Origin of the sequence: Dolichospermum sp. DET69, assembly GCA_017355425.1 — a bacterium.
Taxonomy (GTDB): domain Bacteria; phylum Cyanobacteriota; class Cyanobacteriia; order Cyanobacteriales; family Nostocaceae; genus Dolichospermum.
In genome coordinates this window covers 3,084,805-3,104,375 of record CP070233.1, presented here as the reverse complement: position 1 = coordinate 3,104,375, position 19,571 = coordinate 3,084,805, and the positions used below count along the sequence as shown (strand labels likewise).

Here is a 19,571-nt window from a genome sequence, read left to right as displayed (position 1 = left end):
GATGCACCATAACATCCTTCCAATTCCACTCTGAGATTCACACCTCAGACCCTCACGTAAAAGACTACGCCAGTAGTCCGGTCAGAAGGAAGGAGTAATCCAACCAGAATATGCAGACCACGAAAGTAACCTAGACTACTAGCCTAATGTGGTTTGGGAGCAAGAGGGATGCTCCTCATGGTGAACACAAGTGAAGTAGCGTTTAAACTGCGTCATCGCATGACAAGCCAAATCAGGCTGATAGGCTTGAACCAAAAGGTAAGTGGGTAGTCCATAGGCTCTGCGTTCCTATGTACGTGTGAATACAAACCCCACCGCAGGAGAGTTACCACCTAAAAGGAACGCGAAAACCAACCGATACAACAGGAAAACCCCTACAGAGTCCAAAGAAAGTCAATATCTTTGGTAAATCAACCGTAAGGAAGATGGAACCCTCTGGAGGGAGTAGGAAGGGACAACAAGCGAACGCCGATTTGTAATGAATCAGGATAGAGGTTCAAAATTTGCCTCCGAGCGAAAGCAAAGCAGACGTGTCCTTGGTCTTATGCGACAGATACAAGTCAACGAAACCTAATTGTTTTGATAAGTTAGATATTATGCGGCAACGTCTAATAAACGGACAAAATAAACGGCTAGAAGAGTGGAACGACATTAACTGGCGTAAAGCTACAAAAGCCGTGAAGAATCTACGACAAAGAATCTTTCGCGCCCGACAACTTGGTAACTTCCGCAAATTGCGAAATTTGCAGAAGTTGATGCTACGAAGTCATGCGAACCTATTACTTAGCATTAGACAAATTACGCAGGTTAACACCGGAAAGCAAACGGCTGGGATTGATAAGGAGGTTATTAATACTCCCCAGCAGCGCGTAAAACTTACATTGGATATGGAAAACACGGCTCATACCGTTAAACCAACAAAAAGGTTGTATATCCCAAAATCCAACGGTAAGATGCGTCCCCTTGGTATCCCAACCATCAGGGATAGAGTCATGCAAGCAATAGTCAAAAATCTACTAGAACCTGAATGGGAAGCCGTATTTGAACCTAATTCCTACGGCTTTAGACCTGGACGTAGTTGCGCCGATGCTATTGACCAAATATTCAACAGAATAACCAGTAAAGGGACGGCAAAGGGTGATACGTGGGTTCTAGATGCAGATATTTCAGGATTTTTTGATAACATTTCACATAGCCAGATTGAGAAATCAATAGGGAACACCCCTGGACGAAAACTCATCAAGATGTGGCTAAAATCCGGTTTCATGGATAAAGGAACGTTTAATGAAACTACCCAAGGAACTCCCCAAGGTGGTGTGATTAGCCCTTTATTAGCCAACATAGGTCTACATGGACTAGAAACAGCTATAAGAGCAATCCCCTACAGAGATAGACCCAGAAAAAGTCATCCAAAAGGACAACTTAACAAGAAGGGTATGGGGGTAATTCGATATGCCGATGACTTTGTTGTCATGGCAAACTCCAAAGAGGATATCTTAGGAGCGAAGAAGGAAATCGAGAAATGGCTAGAAGACCGCAACCTGAAATTAAGCGAGGAGAAAACAAAAATAGTACAGGTTGAAGATGGTTTTGACTTCCTGGGTTTTAACATCCGAACATACAGTGAAAAGGCTCTTATCAAACCAGCTAAGACTAAAGTTCTCCAATTCTGTAAGAACATCGGGCGGGTTATAGCCTCACTCAGCGGAGCCACACAGGAAACTGTTATCACCAAACTAAACCCAATTCTCCGAGGCTTTGCCAACTACTACAGAGGAGTATGTAGCAAAGATACCTTTAGTTATATCCGACATCGGGTATGGCAATCACTCTGGCAATGGGCAAAACGCAGACACCCATCAAAAACCGAAACATGGGTTAAGGACAAGTATTTTCACTGTGTTGGAACACGAAAATGGGTCTTCACCTGTAAGGGTGTAGACGGAAGAGGCAGCGAAAAGTGGTTCAAACTATTTGAAGTTGGCGACACTCCCATAATCCGACATATCAAGGTAAAAGAAAGTGCCTCACCAGATAATCCACAACTAAAAGAATACTGGGAAGACCGTAGAAATAAACAAGGCGAACAATATTGGGCAAAAGGTAGTAAATACTATCAAGTAGGTAAAAACCAAGGTTGGAAATGCCCTGTCTGCGGAGATTACCTTTTCAACGGAGAGGATATCGAAACCCATCACATAGTTCCTGTGAAGGAAGGGGGAACGAATGACACCCAAAACCTCGTCCACTTACACAAAACGTGTCATAAACAGGAACACTCTTAAATCCAAGTTAAAGGCTAGAAGTAAGGCTCAAGCCGTATGAGTGCGAAAGTCTCATGTACGGTTTCTAGGGGGGTTTCGGGGATAGTAATATCTCCTTCCCACCCGACCTAATAAGGCGGCTAGAATCGTAATCAACCATTGCATCGATCATAAAATTGGTACTGTTGTTTTTGGCTGGAATATTGGACAAAAAGACTCTATAAATCTTGGATCAAAAACTAATCAAAAGTTTGTTCAAATCCCTACTGCAAAACTAAAAAACCGCATTGCTCAACTGTGTGAACAATACGGTATCAAGTTTGTTGAAACTGAAGAATCCTATACCTCAAAAACGTCGTTCCTAGATAATGATTTTCTACCTACATTTGGTGCAAAACCCGAAGGGTGGAAAGAATCAGGGAAAAGAATTAGCCGGGGTTTGTACCGTTCTCAGGACGGCACAAAAATTAATGCAGATTGCAACGGTGCGGTCAACATAATCAGAAAAGTAGCTGCGATATTTAAGTTTGACTTAATTGGAGTAGGTAGAGGTTGTTTAAGTCAGCCTACGAAAGTTCTTTTATGGACTCTTCAGAAATCCCCGCGTCTTCAGACCGGGGAAGCTTAACATCATTATGCTGATCGTTTTGCCAACTGTCGCAGTTATTGGAGGAATCATCAATGATATTTGCAGAATTTTAGGTCTTGTAGGGTGGGCAATGCCCACCGTGAGAGGATTTTGGTAGGTTACGTGTATTTGAAAAATTAAATATTTTTTCCTTGTTGTTTCCGGAAATATCAAAAAAATCCTATTTCTATTGTAAAATTTTGTAAAGTTGATGTCTTCAAGACTAGAAACCAGCTAATTAGATGGCTAAACTAAAAATTAAGTGCATCTGTACTGTTAATGATCAAAATTGTAAATATGGCACTATAGCCTGAATGATCCCAGTTCAACTTATCATTAAAAATTTTCTCAGTTACCGTGATGCAGCTTTAGATTTTAGCGGCTTGCATACGGCGTGTATTTGTGGTTCTAATGGTGCAGGAAAATCTTCCCTTTTAGAAGCTATTACTTGGGCAATTTGGGGTGAAAGCCGTGCGACTGTTGAAGATGATGTGATTCATTCTGGAGCTAAAGAAGTCCGGGTGGATTTCACTTTCCAAAGTGGTCAGCAAACTTATCGGGTAATTCGTGACCGAGTGCGGGGTGGAACTAGCATTTTGGAATTTCAAATTGAAACTCCTTCTGGGTTTCGTCCTTTAACTGGTAAGGGCTTAAAAGCCACTCAGGATGTAATTCTAGAACATATTAAGCTAGATTATGAGACTTTTATTAATTCTGCTTACTTACGTCAAGGGAAAGCCGATGAATTTATGCTCAAACGTCCCGCTGAACGCAAGGAAATTTTAGCAGAGTTATTGAAACTAAATCAGTATGATGAGTTGGAAGAACGAGCCAAGGATAGCTTTAAAGTTTATAAAGGACGTGCAGAAGAGTTAGAACGTTCCTTAGAAAATATCAAAGTTCAACTTAAAGAACGGGAAACAACAGAAAGCCAACAAGCCGAGTTAGAAGCGCAACTGAACAGTTTACAACAAGTACAAGCTTTTGAAAATATTCAATTGCAAAGTTTGCAAGTTATCCAAAATCAACGGCAAAATTGGGAACAACAATTAAATTTTGTTCGCCAACGATATGATCATCTTAGCCAAGATAGCGATCGCTTGCAACAAGAACAATTAGCTGTCAAATCCCAATTAACAGATTTAGATAAGATTATCAATCAACAAGCTGATATTCAAACTGGTTATACTCAATATCAAAATCTACAATCCCAAGAAGAAATTTTTGCCGCGAAATTTGAACAACATACCCGCGCTACCAATTTAAAACAACAAAAACAACAACAGCTATATAAACAAACTCAAGATTTAGAGCGGCAATTACAACAAGCTGAAGCTCAATTAGCAGCTTTAGAACAGCAAGAACAAGAAATTGCCCAAACTCTGAGTAAATCTGGAGATATAGAAACAGCTTTATCACAATTAAATAACGCCCGGCAGCATTTAGCTAATTTAGATCAATTGCAAATGCAGGTAACGCCATTATTACAACAAAGGGCAAGTTTGCAAACTCAATTAGATCGCACTCATGCTAGTTTAGTAGCGCGATTAGAGCAAATGCAAGCCACCCAAAAGCAACTGCAAAATCAACATCATCGTCAACCCCAATTACAACAAGCATTAATAGAGATAGGAACACAAATTGAAGAATTAGAAAAAAAGCGAGTTTATCTACAAAGGGTAAAGGACAAAGGACAGGAAAGACGACATTTTCTGGAACGTTTGCAAGCGCACCAAGGAGATTATGAAAGGTTGTTAGGAGAACTAGAACAAAAATTGCAGATGTTACAAAATCCCGATGCTAATTGTCCCTTATGTGAACGGCCTTTAGACGAACATCATTGGGGTAAAGTTGTCGAAAAAACGCAATTAGAATATCAGGATACCCAAGGACAATTTTGGGTAGTCCGAGAACAAATCGCAGTTTCAGATCGAGAAATTCAGGTACTCAGACAAGAATATCGGGAAATATCCCAAAAGTTATCCGGTTATGATTCATTACGTGAACAACGGGGACAATTAGCAGCACAGTTGCAAGCTACAAGTGATGTCCAACAACAGTTACTGCAAATTATTGCCGAAAAACAACAGTTAGAACACTCTTTAGAAACTGGTAATTATACACCCGAAAAACAAGCGGAAATTCAGGAATTAGATCAATATCTTCAACAACTTAATTATAGCGAACAAGACCACGCCCTCGCTCGTAATGATATGGAAAAATGGCGGTGGGCAGAAATTAAACAAGGACAAATTAAGGATGCCTTAAAACGCCAAAGACAATTAATAGCAAGAAAACCAGAATTAACAGCGAATATTGCTCAATTGCAATTGCAACTTCAACAGGGACAAACTGATTCTGATTGTGCCAAAGAAATCGCTAATTTAGAACAGCAAATTGGGGAAATTGCCTATAGTTCAGAACAGCATAATTACCTGCGTCAAGGTATCCGACAAGGAAAAGGTTGGCAATTACGTCATCAGCAATTATTGTCGGCACAAGAACAATATCCCCAATTAAATAATAAATGGCAAGATTTAGGAGATTCATGCCAAAAAATAGGCAAAGAACGAGAAATATTAACTCAACAAATTGATAACATCGTTAAACAGTTATCTGACAGTGCTAACCCAGCAACCCAAATTAATACTTTAGAACAGCAATTAGCAAATCGCAGAAGAGAACTAGATCATAAAATATCTCAGTTGGGACAATTAAAACAAATGTCCCTGCAATTAGCAACTTTGCAAAATCAATATGAACAAGATATCCAACAGTTGCAAACTTGTAAACAACAACAGCGTGTTTATCAAGAATTAGCCCAAGCTTTCGGGAAAAATGGGATTCAAGCTTTAATGATTGAAAATGTTTTACCTCAATTGGAAGCAGAAGCTAATCAATTGCTTTCTCGATTGAGTGCAAATCAATTTCACGTCCAGTTTATTACTCAAAAAGCGGGACGTAGTGGTAAATCTAGTAAGAAAAATGCTAAATTGATAGACACATTAGATATTTTAATTGCTGATTCCAGAGGAACGAGATCCTATGAAACTTATTCAGGAGGAGAAGCTTTTAGAATTAACTTTGCGATTCGTTTAGCTTTAGCCAAATTATTGGCTCAAAGGGCAGGAGCATCATTACAATTATTAGTAATAGATGAAGGTTTTGGGACTCAAGATGTGGAAGGATGCGATCGCTTAATTGCGGCAATTAACGCCATATCCTCAGATTTTGCCTGTATCCTCACTGTAACTCATATGCCTCACCTCAAAGAAGCCTTCCAAGCGAGAATTGAAGTTAGTAAAAATCAGCAAGGTTCACAAATACAATTATTAATGTGAAAATCTCCTCTTTCTTCCTTTGCGCGAGACATATTCATATTTTTTATCAGCAACGTCAAAAGTACCAATTGATTGAGATAATGTAAAAAAAATTAATATTATCTGCTGATGCTGAGATTAATTACTGACTTTGACGGGCCAATTATGGATGTTTCGGAACGGTACTACCGTGTTTATCAGTTGTGCCTAGAAAAAACCCGATATTCTGGTCAAACAATTATAGAACTTTCTAAGGCTGAATTTTGGCAACTCAAGCGATCGCACACTCCCGAAATCGAAATTGCCTTAAAATCAGGTTTAGATGCACAGCAAGGGCAACAATTTTCCCAAATCCGCAAACAAACAGTTCATACCTTGCCTTATTTTCAGTATGATGTAATTATCCCTACTGCATTAGAGACACTCATCAAAGTTCAAGCAGCCGGTGTTGATTTAGCCGTGATGACGATGCGGAGATTGCGAGAACTGGACTATGCTTTTAATCAATATAATTTAAGCCGGTTTTTCCCAGAAAATCGCCGTTATTGTCTAAGTAACGACTATGTAAAAACCCGTGATGTTGAAGATAAACCTTTGCTAATGGCTAGAGCATTAGCAGAACTCCCCCCAGCGGCTGATACTTGGATGGTGGGAGACACAGAAGCAGACATTACTGCTGCTAAAAAACACGATATTAAAATTATTGCTGTTGAGTCTGGTATCCGCGATCGCTCACAACTAGCATCTTATCAACCGGATATGATTGTTACCGATTTAAAAACCGCTGTAGATTTTATCCTCAACCAGTAGCTACAAAAATTATGGGTAATCGGTCATCAACCAATTACCCATAGTCCTAACGCAAAAAGCTGCTTACTAACCACATCAATATAAAAGTTAACAGCGTAGAAAACTGATTCGCTGTTAAATTTATCCCTGGTAATGGTAATATCAAGCCAGCAATCAAACCGCCAGCAATTAAGCCAACAATTAAACTAACCAGCGTGAATAAAACTGCTCGACCAAATTTTCCTTCCTTGCGATTAAGGAAGTAAATACCAATACCCACACCAAGGACCAATGACAGTTGCAAAACCTGCCCGCTAACACCAGGATACAACAAACTAGTTGCACTTAAGCCTAGATACCAAGCTCCTGGTAGTAGTACATCAGTTAATGTGGGCTGATCCAAACTCTGCTGTAGCCATGCAGGAGACTGCCGACCCAGGGGTTGACTGGCTTGGGGAGAAGATGGAACTCGCATTTCTGGAAACCGGATTCGCTCAGGCACTTTGATTTTGCCTTCTTGGCGCATCCGTAGGCGTTCCATCAGAATTGCATCATAAGCAGCTTCAATAACTTCTCGGATATTGCCATCACCACCATGTTGTTCTAACAGGCGATTTCTAACATCCTGAATTTCATCGAAGCTTGCATTTTCCGATACCCCAAGTTTTTCGTAGGGACTTTGATTACTCATAGAAATATACGGGATGCGGGAAACTCAGTCCCTTTAGGGCTGAGAGGGAAGCGGCACGAGCGATTTTAATCGCTGTCAATATTCTGATCCCATTACCGCCTTGGAGTTGTTTAATTCGGTGTGCTTTTGTAATGCACTTTCAATAGGACAGTTACTATTTCAAATTTCACAACCCTGTACGCATAATGTTTTGCACGAGATGTGCCTCCCTTGCGGGGTGATGTTAGCTTCGACCTGTTATAAGAGCTTGCTTGAGCTTGCGACACTGTTCCAGTGACCTTAGAACTGTTTAATCACAAGCGACAGAGCGGGGAACTAGCTACGCATTCCAAGGTGTCGTGACTCAAATAACGGCTACCCTTCGACTACGCTCAGGGTGGTCTGGTCAGTATGGCTTGTTTGATTTCTCTTGCAAGCTCAGTCCCTTTAGGGCTGGGTTACTGACGGGAGGTTATTACTTTAGCCTTAATCAGCGGCACTTTTTATTTTACAGAAAAACAACTTTAGATTTTATAGAAATAAAGACAACAATTTAGATAAGTAACTACCTATATTATTTGTCTTAGGCGATTTTATCCGTCTAACAAAATAATAACATGAGTCAGGGCAACCGCACATAAGAAAATTGTAATTTTGAGATTGATGGTAATTTACACACTATCTTCCTATTTTCATTCCAGGAAGGTTCACTTCATCCGTCCAATACTTGTTGAAACTCACAGCGGAAACTTGTTCTCTAACTTCTGCTATACCAGCATATTTACTTTTTCAATATCCAGCATAAAAATTACAGGTTATGGAAATAATCAGGATAATCATCTCTATCCCTTGTAAATTTTAACTTACTACCAAAGTAGAACCTACCTTCTTAGGTTTGTTAATTCTATACACCTTTGTAAAAAATAATAACTATGGCTGCTGCCAAGATTCTTGTAGTTGATGACGATCCTGCGGTTCGGAATTTAATCCAACGCTTTTTGCTGAAACAAAATTATCAAGTTGAGTCTGCCGAAGACGGTAAGACTGGTGTGAGTATGTTTGAGCAATTTAACCCCGATTTGGTAATTCTAGATGTTAATTTACCGGATGTAATTGGTTTTAATCTCTGTCAAGAAATGCAGAGTCGTAGCGGTGTATTTGTGCTCCTTCTGACTAGCAGAACCGACGAAATTGATAAAATTCGCGGGTTTTCTAAAGGTGCTGATGACTACCTCACTAAGCCATTCGGGTTAGGAGAGTTAGAGGTGAGAGTAGCAGCAATTTTGAGGCGGCAGCGAGTTGTGACTAATGCAGAACAGCAACGCCTAGTTTTTGACAAGTTAACGATTGATTCTATGCGACGGGAAGTAATAATTAGTAACGAACCTATTCCCTTAACAGCTCTGGAATTTGACCTATTGTATTTTTTAGCTAGTCATCCAGCCAGGGTTTGGCGACGGTCCGAACTCATCCAAGAAGTTTGGGACTATGAATATGTTGGAGATCAACGGGTTGTGGATGTTCATATTGGTCAAATTCGGAAGAAAATTGAACTCGATCCGACTCAATCAACATTAATTCATACTATCCGTGGTGTCGGCTATAAGTTTGAATGCGCTATTTCTTCGTGACGTACTCCACACACTCCCTTTCAGGTGAGTGTGGGCAACGAGCGTGACTCCTCTATGAGGACATTAACTGAGCAGGGGCGTATTGCAATACGCCCCTACACCGTGCGCCCCACGGTTCTTTGGTTTTGAGATTTGTTTTTTGTTTTGTAGGCTGCATTTGGAGCATTTAATTGGACTACACCTACTCTCTTATAATAACATAAAATCAATATTTTGTTCGTTTCGTCGCTGTAGCCTTCTTTGTTTTCGCTACGCTCAAATACAATTCTAGCTACGCAACTCAACTCACGCGCATTCATGAGCCAGCGCTGTAGACGGGTTTCCCGTCGCAGGCGACTGGCATCCCCACGCTCCGGTATAGTGAGACGTGGGGCTTCTGCTGATTAAGCTAAAACATAGTCAAAACATTTGTAAATTGCCACGACTCCCACGCCTTCACAGCGTGGGATGATTGAATAAATTATGCCCCTACTACAGTTTATAGCCTGAATTAAGTGATTCAAGATTCATGATATCAGTGCTAAGTATGTGGAAAAGAAACTGAGTTGGTTTATTAATTTAATTCAGTATTTCTATTGATTATTGATGAAATAAAGTTTCCAAGTAAACACGAGCAGCCCGGCGATCGCTTTCGCCATTTTGGAGTAAAAATAGTGATAAAGCCGCTGTTAATACACGGGTTTGATCCCAATCTGGATGGCTTTCTAAGTAGTTGTTCATGGATTCTTGTAATGTTTCTGGAATTTCGGTAAAGATAGGGACTGTTGTGTTCATAAAATTTTCCTGTATATCAATCAAGAGAAGTTATTTGTGTTCAGTTTTACTAAGGGCTGATTCATACCCTGTTAGGAAAGTGGGGATGGGAAATTAAAATAAACCAGAACACAAGATGCAGATGCCGAACGGAATCAAACATAAGACTCATCATTTTGCGCTCATCAGGGGTGGATTTGTCAATGATGCGAAATGTTAACAATTAGCAGTCAAAAATAAATTTTGACGAATGAATCAGGTTTACAACTATATTTTTGTTACATAACTTCATGAAAACTCGGTTATAAAGCCTGTTAGTAGTAAAAAATTAACAATCCCCAATAAGTCAGCAATAGCTGATTAACTCGTAGAACATCTGTGGAAAAGTGCCGAATTACCTGTGGAAATCCTGTGGAATAAATGAGGAAAACAATAGTTAATAATAAGAATTACTATAATGTCAGGAAGATATGACATATCAGGCAAGTAAGGTGGTAATGTAAATTTATAAATGCACTTTATTTTATACAGACTTTTGGTTGTAGAGATTTTGACCAAGAAGAATACAGGAAAATCTTAATAGGGGAGTACGGCGTTAAAATTGGAGTAAATGCACGTTAAAATAGATGGAAGTAGTAATTTATTGTAGTTTCGACAATAAAAATCTCTAATCCCTAATCTTTGTAAATTCTGCATTTTTGGCTGAGAAATTGGAATGTTAGACCAAATATTTAATTACCTAAATTTTCATTTTAGCGTTGAAGCATCTATAGTCCTCTTAATATTAGTGTTTTTAGAGGCGGTGCTATCGGCTGATAATGCCATCGCTCTCGCTGCGATCGCTCAAGGACTAGAAGACAAAAAACTAGAAGGTCAAGCCCTAAACATTGGTTTAGTCTTCGCTTATGTTTTACGAATTACCCTATTGTTAACAGCTACTTGGGTACAGAAATTTTGGCAATTTGAACTATTGGGCGCTGGTTATCTTTTATGGCTAGTATTCCAACACTTTAGTTCCCAAGAAGACGAAGACAATCATCATCACGGGCCACGGTTTAAGTCTCTATGGCAAGCTATACCCGTGCTGGCTTTTACGGACTTAGCCTTTTCTTTGGATAGTGTCACCACAGCGATCGCCGTTTCTCAAGAAACATGGTTGGTAATCACCGGCACAACCATTGGGATTGTCACCTTGCGATTCATGGCCGGATTATTTATTCGCTGGTTAGATGAATATGAAAATTTAGAAGACGCAGGTTATGTGACTGTAGCGTTTGTAGGTTTACGTCTATTGTTAAAAGTCATCAACGATGGTTTAGTGCCACCACAATGGCTTATGGTGACAGCCATTGGTGCCATCTTAGCCTGGGGCTTCTCTAAACGCACCGTTGTTGAATTAGTTCCAGAAGAAAGGGAAAAAACTGAAGTATTGAAGTGATTAACTGTTGACTGTTAACTGTTGACTGTTAACTGTTGACTGTTGACTGTTAACCGTCAACCGTCAACCGTCAACCGTGAACAGTTTTACACTGTTAACCGTCAACCGTCAACCGTCAACCGTGAACAGTTTTACTCAGTCAACCAAGCTTTTGAGTGAGGTTGCCAAGCAACTAATTCCTCTTCCTTAAACCACAGAGCAATTTCTGTTTGGGCAGTTTCTTGAGCATCAGAACCATGAATTAGGTTACGTCCAACATTAATGCCAAAATCGCCGCGAATTGTGCCTGGTTCTGCTGTTAGGGGATTGGTTGCGCCAATAATCTTTCTGGCGGCGGTAACAACGCCCTCACCTTCCCAAACCATTGCTACCACTGGACTAGAAATGATAAATTCGACTAAACCAGGGAAAAAAGGTCTTTCACGGTGAACATCATAATGTTTTTCCGCTAATTCCTTACTGACTTTCATAAACTTCAAGCCGACTAGGGTAAAGCCCTTAGTTTCAAATCGGCGGATAATTTCACCCACAAGCCCGCGCTGTACACCATCAGGCTTAATTGCTAAAAATGTGCGTTCCAAATCTGTCTCCAAAAACATAATCAAATTTTGATGGGTTAATTGTCAGTTGTTTTGATGTCTTTTGTCTAGTAGTCTGAGAATTTTCCCTAAAAATTGGAGATATCAGCTAAAAGAACGAAGGGTGTTCTAAGTCAAAAACCTAATTCTTAATCAGAAATTATTTCTAGTCGTATATCCTTTACTAGACTATTTTGTTAAATTGTTATTTCGTGGGCGAAACAGAGAGGTCAGGAAGAAATGGGTGTCGAATCAACCGCTGATGAGATTGTGAAAATGCCATCTAATGGGCATAAAGCCGAATTAAAAAGCAAAAAACAGAAGCAACAGCTAGTACCTAGTACAAGTGCGGGAGATTTATCTCTTCCTTGGAAAATTGAGAACAGTGAAGACCTTTACCGCATTGAAGGTTGGGGACAGCCTTATTTTTCGATTAATGCTGCTGGTCATGTTACAGTTTCCCCCAGGGGCGAACGTGGTGGTTCATTAGACTTGTTCGAGTTGGTAAATGCTTTAAAGCAGCGTAATTTAGGGCTACCTATGTTAATTCGCTTTTCCGATATTTTGGAAGATCGAATTGAGCGACTAAACGCTTGTTTTGCCAAAGCGATCGCTCGCTATAACTATCCTGGTGTATATCGGGGGGTATTTCCGGTTAAGTGCAATCAACAACGCCACCTCATCGAAGATTTAGTTCGATTTGGTAAACCCCATCAATTTGGTTTAGAAGCAGGTTCTAAGCCAGAATTAATGATTGCTCTAGCGTTATTGGATACCCCAGGAGCATTGTTAATTTGCAACGGCTACAAAGACCAGGAATACATCGAAACAGCGATGTTAGCCCAGAAACTAGGACAAACACCAGTCATCGTCCTAGAGCAAATTGAAGAGGTAGATTTAGCCATTGCGGTCAGTCGTCAATTAGGAATTAAGCCAATCTTGGGAATCAGAGCGAAATTAAGCACCCAAGGGATGGGACGGTGGGGAACTTCCACAGGCGATCGCGCTAAATTTGGCTTGACAATTCCCGAAATTATGGAAGCTGTGGAAAAATTAGGTACAGCCGACTTACTCGGTTCTTTGCAATTATTACACTTTCACATCGGCTCTCAAATCTCTGCTATCAATGTCATTAAAGATGCCATCCAAGAAGCCAGCCGCATTTACGTAGAGTTGGCAATGTTAGGGGCAGACATGAAATACTTAGATGTTGGTGGCGGCTTGGGTGTAGATTACGATGGCTCTCAAACCAACTTCTACACTTCCAAAAACTACAATATGCAAAACTATGCTAACGACATCGTGGCAGAGTTAAAAGACACCTGTGATGAAAAGCATATTCCCGTACCTACATTAGTTAGTGAAAGTGGCCGAGCGATTTCTTCCCACCAATCGGTTTTAATCTTTGACGTTCTCAGCACTAGTGATGTCCCCCTTGATCCTCCTTCCCCTCATCAAGAGGGAGAATCCCCAATCATTAAATATCTCTGGGAAACCTACCAATCCATCAACAAAGAAAATTACCAAGAGTTCTATCACGATGCTGCTCAATTCAAAGAAGAAGCCATCAGTCGTTTCAACTTAGGAATTTTGCGCCTCAATGAACGCGCTAAAGCCGAGCGTCTTTACTGGGCTTGTTGTCAAAAAGTTTTAACTCTCATCCGTCAGGAAGAATACGTACCTGATGAGTTGGAAGACCTAGAGAAAATTATGGCTTCCATTTACTATATCAATCTTTCCGTATTTCAATCAGCGCCGGATTGTTGGGCTATAGATCAACTATTCCCCATTATGCCTATACATCGCCTCGATGAAGAACCAACCCGCAGAGGCATTTTAGCGGACTTAACCTGTGACAGTGATGGAAAAATAGACCGTTTTATAGACTTGCGGGATGTCAAATCAGTGTTAGAACTCCACAAATTTGAGCCAGGAAAACCCTACTATCTAGGAATGTTCCTGAATGGAGCGTACCAAGAAATTATGGGGAATTTACATAATCTCTTCGGTGACACTAATGCCGTTCACATTAATTTAACTCCCAAGGGCTACCAAATTGAACACGTTGTTAAGGGCGACACCATGAGTGAAGTTCTTAGCTACGTCCAGTATGATGCCGAAGACATGATAGAAAACATTCGCCAACGTTGTGAACGAGCTTTAGAAGAAAAGCAAATTACCATAGCAGAATCTCAGCGATTACTACAAACCTACGAGCAAAGTTTACAACGGTATACTTACTTGAATAGTTAATAGTCAGTGGTCAGTGGTCAGTGGTCAGTGGCAAATAAAAACAACTGACAATTGACAACTGACAACTGACAACTGACAATTGACAACTGACAACTGACAACTGACAACTGACAATTGACAACTGACAACTGACAACTGACAATTGACAACTGACAACTGACAACTGACAACTGACTAAATTAAACTTGTTCCCAGCAATTGAGCGATCGCTTGGTGTTCTACAGGTATTTGCGAAGGTGGAGTTTGACGAGCATCAGTAATCAACCAATCCAAAGCCGCAGCTTGGACATCAATTGATGCTCCCGTCTTATCTACACAGTAACGCCCAAACACCAGCTTATCTACCAAACGCACACCTGGAGCTAAACGCGACCATTCAAAAATTACACTATTATCTACAGTTGCACCACTACAGATCCAGCAATTAGGACCAATCATTGCCGGGCCAATGATTTTTGCCCCATCTTCAATTTTGGTCATCCCACCAATATAAACTGGTCCAGTTATATCAACTTTATCCCAATTTACAGATACATTTAACCCAGTAAAAATACCGGGACGAACTTCATGTCCAGGGATTTGGACATTCTTAATTTCTCCTGATAAAACACCACGAATTGCTCGCCAGTAATCTGGAACTTTACCAATATCTACCCACTCAAAATCCATAGGAATGGCGTAGAAAGGAGCATTATCAGCCACCAGTTGGGGAAATAACTGACTACCAATGTCATACTCTACTCCAGAGGGTATATACTTAAAAACCTCTGGCTCGAAAATATAAATACCTGTATTGATATTTGTACTCAGTGCTTCTTCAATGGTCGGTTTTTCTTGAAAGGCTTTAATGCGATTATCGTCGTCAGTAACTACCACACCGTAGCTAGAAACTTCTTCCCTGGGAACTGATTTAGTGATGATAGTAGCGATCGCTCCTTTGGATTTATGCCACTTTACCGCCGCAGTTAAATCTAGATCAATTAAAGCATCACCACATAAAACTACAAACGTATCATCAAAAAATGGGGAGAAGTCTTGAATCCGACGCATACCCCCAGCCGAACCAATAGCTTCGCCGACAAGTTTACCGTCATCATCAATTTTACCTTCAAAAGAATAGGCAATCTGCACCCCAAACCGCTGACCATCACGGAAATAACTTTCTATTTCCTCCGCCAAATGGCTAACATTGACCATAATTTCGTCAAAGCCATGTTGACGTAATAACTCCAGTAGAAATTCCATCACTGGCTTTTGCAGGATCGGAATCATAGGTTTGGGAATTGTATACGTAATGGGACGGATACGAGTACCCTTTCCCGCTGCAAGAATCATCGCTTTCATAATTCAAAAATTTTTCCTTAAACACAAGCCAGTTTACTTTTCAATTTAATGGGTAATGGGTAATTAGTGATTGATCATTAGGGAGAACTCTTACGCCTATGCGTGAGATAAAAAAATAGAGGTAATTCCAGAAAATCCAGAATTACCCCTATTTTAAACTCTTACGCAGAATTAAGCAAAAGCAGCCATTTTCACATCGTTATTACCAAGAATTTCTTGTAATTCCTCAGCGTCTACGGTTTCTTTTTCAATCAGCATTTGAGCAATTTCATCTAATACCTTGCGGTTATCGAGTAGCACTTCTTTAGCTCGAAGATAAGCAGTATCAACTAACTTACGAACTTCTTCATCAATAGCAGCGGCGGTTTCTTCTGAAAAATCCCGTTCAGACATGATATCTCGACCCAGGAACATATTGCCTTGTTGACGACCTAAAGCAACTGGACCCAAGCGATCGCTCATCCCAAACCGAGTTATCATTTGTTTAGCTACTCTGGCGACTTGTTGTAAGTCATTGGAAGCACCTGTAGTCACTTCCTCTTCACCAAAGATAATTTCTTCAGCCAGACGACCACCTAAAGCCACAGCCATTTGATTTTCCAAATAAGCCCGGCTATATAAACCAGTATCCATGCGGTCTTCACTAGGAGTAAACCAAGTTAAACCACCAGCACGACCACGAGGAATAATACTAATCTTTTGGACTGGGTCATAGTCAGGCATTAATGCACCAACCAAAGCATGACCAGCTTCATGATAAGCAACTAAGGTTTTGCGCTTTTCGCTCATTACCCGGTCTTTCTTTTCAGGACCAGCTAATACACGATCAATTGCATCATTAATTTCATCCATCGAAATTTCAGTTAAATTCCGACGTGCGGCTAAAATAGCGGCTTCATTCAATAGATTAGATAAATCTGCACCGGTAAAACCAGGAGTCCGACGGGCAATTTTATCCAAATCTACATCTTTAGATAAGGTTTTACCACGAGCATGAACTCTCAAGATTTCGCTACGTCCAGCGTAGTCGGGACGGTCTACCACAACTTGACGGTCAAAACGACCGGGACGTAATAAAGCTGCATCTAATACATCAGGACGGTTGGTAGCAGCAATAATAATAATACCAGTGTTACCTTCAAATCCGTCCATTTCCGTCAGCAACTGGTTGAGGGTTTGTTCCCGTTCGTCGTTACCACCACCTAAACCAGCACCCCGTTGACGACCTACAGCGTCAATTTCATCAATAAAGACGATACAAGGAGCGTTTGTTTTAGCTTGTTCAAATAAATCCCGAACGCGGGAAGCGCCCACACCAACGAACATTTCTACAAATTCAGAACCGGAAATTGAGAAGAATGGTACACCGGCTTCTCCAGCCACAGCCCGTGCGAGGAGGGTTTTACCAGTACCAGGAGGACCAACTAAAAGTACACCTTTAGGAATTTTTGCACCAATTGCGGTAAAGCGATCGGCATTTTTCAAAAAGTCTACAACTTCGTTTAGTTCTAATTTAGCTTGGTCAATACCTGCAACATCCCCAAAGGTAACTTGTGTTTGGGGTTCCATTTGCACTCTGGCTTTAGATTTACCAAAGTTCATAGCCTGGCTACCAGGACCACTTTGAGCGCGACGGAGAAGGAAAAATAAACCAACTAGCAACAATACAGGGAAGAATAAGCTACTGAGGGCTTTAAACCAAAATCCTTCATCTGCTTGAGGTAATACCGCAATATCAACACCTTTACTGGTCAGAGTATTGATTAAATCTGGGTCGTTAACTAAGGTAACAATCTTTTTGTTAGGGTCATATTTGGGGGTCACTAGGGCTGTAGACCTGTCGGAACTCAAACTAACTCTCTCAACTCTGCCTTTGTCAACTTCTTGGATAAACTGGCTGTAGCGCCATGTTTCTCGGCTTTGGGGTTGTTTGTCAAAAAATGCTGTTCCTAGGGCAATAACAACTATAAAAAGGAGCGCGTAAAGCCCCGTATTTCTCCATCTTTTATTATTCACCGATGTTTATTCTCCTGTACTTGTTTGCTGCTTATACTTAGCTTCTCTAAGAAAGAGGACATTATGATAATTATGTTAACTTATTTTAAGATATCTCAAAATAATCCTCCTGTCATGCTAAAAATAATCCCCCACCTCCCACAGGTCTAAAATGTGCGGATAGTAGGAGTTCTATTGTAGCTATTTTCAGCAGGAGTCACCGAGTCAGGAGTTAATGAACCACGAAGGCACGAAGAACACGAAGGAAGAAGGAAGGAAGAAAGACAACTACTACTGACTAATGACCGAAATGACGGGACACAAGCCCCGTCCTTCTAGGACGGCTTTTCTTGATTCTTAATATACTCTTTTAATATTTCTAGTGGCGCACCACCGACTGAAGTGGCAAAATAGCTGGGACTCCATAGAGATTCTTTGTGGGGTTTTTTATATCCGGCTTGTCCATATCTGCGGCTAGATACGCCTTTTAGAGCATTTACTATTTGAGAAACAGATAATTTAGGAGGATATTCAATCAGTGCATGGACGTGATTTCCTTCACCGTTGAACTCAAGCACTTTAAAATTCATTTTTTCAGCCACCTCACGAAATGTTTTTTCAATTAAATCAAGACTTTCACCAGTAAACACAGCCCGACGATATTTCGTAACGCAGACCAAATGAATCTTTAAGTCTGTAACGCTGTGTCTTTCTCTTCTGAGGGGACTTGCCATTTTGTGCAGACCAATATATAATTAATTTACAGCCCAATTATAGCATTAACCATGAAAGCCAGATATCAATTCCGTTTCTACCCTACAGACCAACAGCAAAAGCTTTTAGCTCAATTGTTTGGTTGTGTTCGCGTGGTTTGGAATGATGCACTGGCTATTTGTAAACAAGCAGAAAAACTACCAAGTAACAACGACTTGCAAAAGTTGGTTATTACTCAAGCAAAAAAAACTATTGAGCGGCAATGGTTGTCTGATGTTTCTAATATTCCTTTGCAACAATCGGTTGCAGATTTGGGAGTTGCCTATAAAAACTTTTTTGATTCTCTAACAGGGAAACGCAAAGGTAAAAAATTAGGTCGTCCTAAGTTCAAAAAGAAGACTAATCAGCAGTCAGCACGATTTAGAATCGGTGGGTTTTCAATCAAAGGGGATGAGGTTTATCTAGCCAAAATTGGTAACGTTAGCCCGATTTGGTCAAGAGATTTACCCTCCGCTCCTAGCTCTGTAACAGTAATAAAGGATTGTGCTAACCGTTATTTTATCAGTTTTGTAGTAGAAGTTGAACCCGTTAATATTGATGCTAAAAACCAAAGTATCGGTATTGATTTGGGGATAAAAACTTTTGCTGTCATGAGCAATGGAGAAAAAGCCCAAAGCCCCGATTACTCAAAATTAGACAGGAAGATTCGCAAACTTCAGAAGAAATTAGCACGGCAACCAAAAGACTCACAACGAAGAAATAAAACCCGAATTCAAATTGCAAAACTACATAACGAAATAGCTGATACCAGAAAAGACTTTTTGCACAAATTATCCTCCAAAATAGTTAGCGAAAATGAAGTTATCGTTTTAGAAGATTTGAATGTATCGGGCATGGTTAAAAATCGCAAACTTGCTAGGGCGATTAGTCTTCAGGGATGGAGAGAGTTTCGGACGTTATGTGAAGCTAAATCACAGAAGTTTGGCAGGACATTTCACGTCATTAGTAGATGGGAACCGACCAGCCAAATTTGCTCTGAATGTGGCTACAAATGGGGAAAACTTGATCTAAAAATTCGGTCGGTTAAGTGCCTGAATTGTGGGACTGAACACGACCGAGACGAGAACGCCGCAAAAAATATAAATAAAGTCGGGATAGGGCATTGCCACGACTCTAAACGGGCGCAGAGATAGA

14 protein-coding genes and 1 pseudogene are annotated in these 19,571 nt (G+C 40.4%); 8 read left to right on the top strand and 7 right to left on the bottom strand.

What is annotated here, in order from left to right:
- The first annotated feature begins 596 nt into the window (after positions 1 to 596).
- From ltrA to EZY12_14190, 4 genes and pseudogenes are all read left to right on the top strand, one after another.
- Positions 597 to 2,285 (top strand): group II intron reverse transcriptase/maturase, encoded by a 1,689-nt coding sequence (ltrA, locus tag EZY12_14205; protein ID QSX66012.1) that lies wholly within the window; start codon positions 597 to 599, stop codon positions 2,283 to 2,285.
- Positions 2,286 to 2,394: 109 nt separating this feature from the next.
- Positions 2,395 to 2,892 (top strand): annotated as a pseudogene (locus EZY12_14200) (IS200/IS605 family accessory protein TnpB-related protein).
- A 314-nt stretch (positions 2,893 to 3,206) separates the two neighbouring features.
- Positions 3,207 to 6,233 (top strand): SMC family ATPase, encoded by a 3,027-nt coding sequence (locus EZY12_14195; protein ID QSX66011.1) that lies wholly within the window; start codon positions 3,207 to 3,209, stop codon positions 6,231 to 6,233.
- A 108-nt stretch (positions 6,234 to 6,341) separates the two neighbouring features.
- Positions 6,342 to 7,022, top strand: a complete 681-nt coding sequence (locus EZY12_14190; GenBank protein QSX66010.1) for an HAD family hydrolase — start codon at positions 6,342 to 6,344, stop codon at positions 7,020 to 7,022.
- 46 nt (positions 7,023 to 7,068) lie between these two features.
- On the opposite strand, the gene EZY12_14185 is transcribed toward EZY12_14190, so the two are convergent.
- Positions 7,069 to 7,692, bottom strand: a complete 624-nt coding sequence (locus tag EZY12_14185; protein QSX66009.1) for a CPP1-like family protein — start codon at positions 7,690 to 7,692, stop codon at positions 7,069 to 7,071.
- A 911-nt stretch (positions 7,693 to 8,603) separates the two neighbouring features.
- Here EZY12_14185 and EZY12_14180 point away from each other — a divergent pair.
- Positions 8,604 to 9,302 (top strand): response regulator transcription factor, encoded by a 699-nt coding sequence (locus EZY12_14180; protein ID QSX66008.1) that lies wholly within the window; start codon positions 8,604 to 8,606, stop codon positions 9,300 to 9,302.
- 579 nt (positions 9,303 to 9,881) lie between these two features.
- Here the strand turns inward: EZY12_14180 and EZY12_14175 are convergent.
- Positions 9,882 to 10,076: a DUF2811 domain-containing protein gene (locus EZY12_14175; GenBank protein QSX66007.1), complete on the bottom strand. Its 195-nt coding sequence runs from the start codon at positions 10,074 to 10,076 to the stop codon at positions 9,882 to 9,884.
- A gap of 694 nt (positions 10,077 to 10,770) precedes the next feature.
- On the opposite strand from EZY12_14175, the gene EZY12_14170 reads away from it, so the two are divergent.
- Positions 10,771 to 11,493 carry a TerC family protein gene (locus tag EZY12_14170; protein QSX66006.1) on the top strand — a complete coding sequence of 241 codons (723 nt, stop codon included), beginning with the start codon at positions 10,771 to 10,773 and terminating at the stop codon, positions 11,491 to 11,493.
- 131 nt (positions 11,494 to 11,624) lie between these two features.
- Here the strand turns inward: EZY12_14170 and ndk are convergent, their stop codons facing one another.
- The gene (ndk, locus tag EZY12_14165; GenBank protein QSX70667.1) at positions 11,625 to 12,074 is read right to left on the bottom strand and encodes a nucleoside-diphosphate kinase; all 450 of its coding nucleotides are present in this window, start codon (positions 12,072 to 12,074) and stop codon (positions 11,625 to 11,627) included.
- 237 nt (positions 12,075 to 12,311) lie between these two features.
- Here ndk and speA point away from each other — a divergent pair, with 237 nt between their 5' ends.
- A complete protein-coding gene (gene speA / locus EZY12_14160; GenBank protein QSX66005.1) occupies positions 12,312 to 14,324 on the top strand; it encodes a biosynthetic arginine decarboxylase in 2,013 nt (670 codons plus the stop codon).
- A gap of 17 nt (positions 14,325 to 14,341) precedes the next feature.
- Here speA and EZY12_14155 read toward each other — a convergent pair whose 3' ends face one another.
- From EZY12_14155 to tnpA, 4 genes are all read right to left on the bottom strand, one after another.
- A complete protein-coding gene (locus tag EZY12_14155; GenBank protein QSX66004.1) occupies positions 14,342 to 14,494 on the bottom strand; it encodes a hypothetical protein in 153 nt (50 codons plus the stop codon).
- A gap of 4 nt (positions 14,495 to 14,498) precedes the next feature.
- Positions 14,499 to 15,668, bottom strand: coding sequence for an NDP-sugar synthase (locus tag EZY12_14150; GenBank protein ID QSX66003.1), 1,170 nt, complete (start codon positions 15,666 to 15,668; stop codon positions 14,499 to 14,501).
- A 171-nt stretch (positions 15,669 to 15,839) separates the two neighbouring features.
- Positions 15,840 to 17,684 (bottom strand): ATP-dependent zinc metalloprotease FtsH3, encoded by a 1,845-nt coding sequence (ftsH3, locus tag EZY12_14145; protein ID QSX66002.1) that lies wholly within the window; start codon positions 17,682 to 17,684, stop codon positions 15,840 to 15,842.
- Positions 17,685 to 17,998: 314 nt separating this feature from the next.
- Positions 17,999 to 18,397, bottom strand: coding sequence for an IS200/IS605 family transposase (tnpA, locus tag EZY12_14140; GenBank protein QSX66001.1), 399 nt, complete (start codon positions 18,395 to 18,397; stop codon positions 17,999 to 18,001).
- A 51-nt stretch (positions 18,398 to 18,448) separates the two neighbouring features.
- Between tnpA and EZY12_14135 the strand changes: the two genes are divergently transcribed.
- Positions 18,449 to 19,570, top strand: coding sequence for a transposase (locus tag EZY12_14135; protein QSX66000.1), 1,122 nt, complete (start codon positions 18,449 to 18,451; stop codon positions 19,568 to 19,570).
- The last annotated feature ends 1 nt before the right edge of the window (position 19,571 follow it).

Excerpts from the sequence above, each read along its gene's own strand:
- EZY12_14150 (QSX66003.1), bottom strand. The coding sequence starts at position 15,668 with ATGAAAGCGATGATTCTTGCAGCGGGAAAGGGTACTCGTATCCGTCCC.
- EZY12_14170 (QSX66006.1), top strand. The coding sequence starts at position 10,771 with ATGTTAGACCAAATATTTAATTACCTAAATTTTCATTTTAGCGTTGAA.
- EZY12_14135 (QSX66000.1), top strand. The coding sequence starts at position 18,449 with ATGAAAGCCAGATATCAATTCCGTTTCTACCCTACAGACCAACAGCAA.
- ltrA (QSX66012.1), top strand. The coding sequence starts at position 597 with ATGCGGCAACGTCTAATAAACGGACAAAATAAACGGCTAGAAGAGTGG.
- EZY12_14195 (QSX66011.1), top strand. The coding sequence starts at position 3,207 with ATGATCCCAGTTCAACTTATCATTAAAAATTTTCTCAGTTACCGTGAT.
- EZY12_14180 (QSX66008.1), top strand. The coding sequence starts at position 8,604 with ATGGCTGCTGCCAAGATTCTTGTAGTTGATGACGATCCTGCGGTTCGG.
- EZY12_14185 (QSX66009.1), bottom strand. The coding sequence starts at position 7,692 with ATGAGTAATCAAAGTCCCTACGAAAAACTTGGGGTATCGGAAAATGCA.
- tnpA (QSX66001.1), bottom strand. The coding sequence starts at position 18,397 with ATGGCAAGTCCCCTCAGAAGAGAAAGACACAGCGTTACAGACTTAAAG.
- EZY12_14175 (QSX66007.1), bottom strand. The coding sequence starts at position 10,076 with ATGAACACAACAGTCCCTATCTTTACCGAAATTCCAGAAACATTACAA.
- speA (QSX66005.1), top strand. The coding sequence starts at position 12,312 with ATGGGTGTCGAATCAACCGCTGATGAGATTGTGAAAATGCCATCTAAT.
- EZY12_14190 (QSX66010.1), top strand. The coding sequence starts at position 6,342 with ATGCTGAGATTAATTACTGACTTTGACGGGCCAATTATGGATGTTTCG.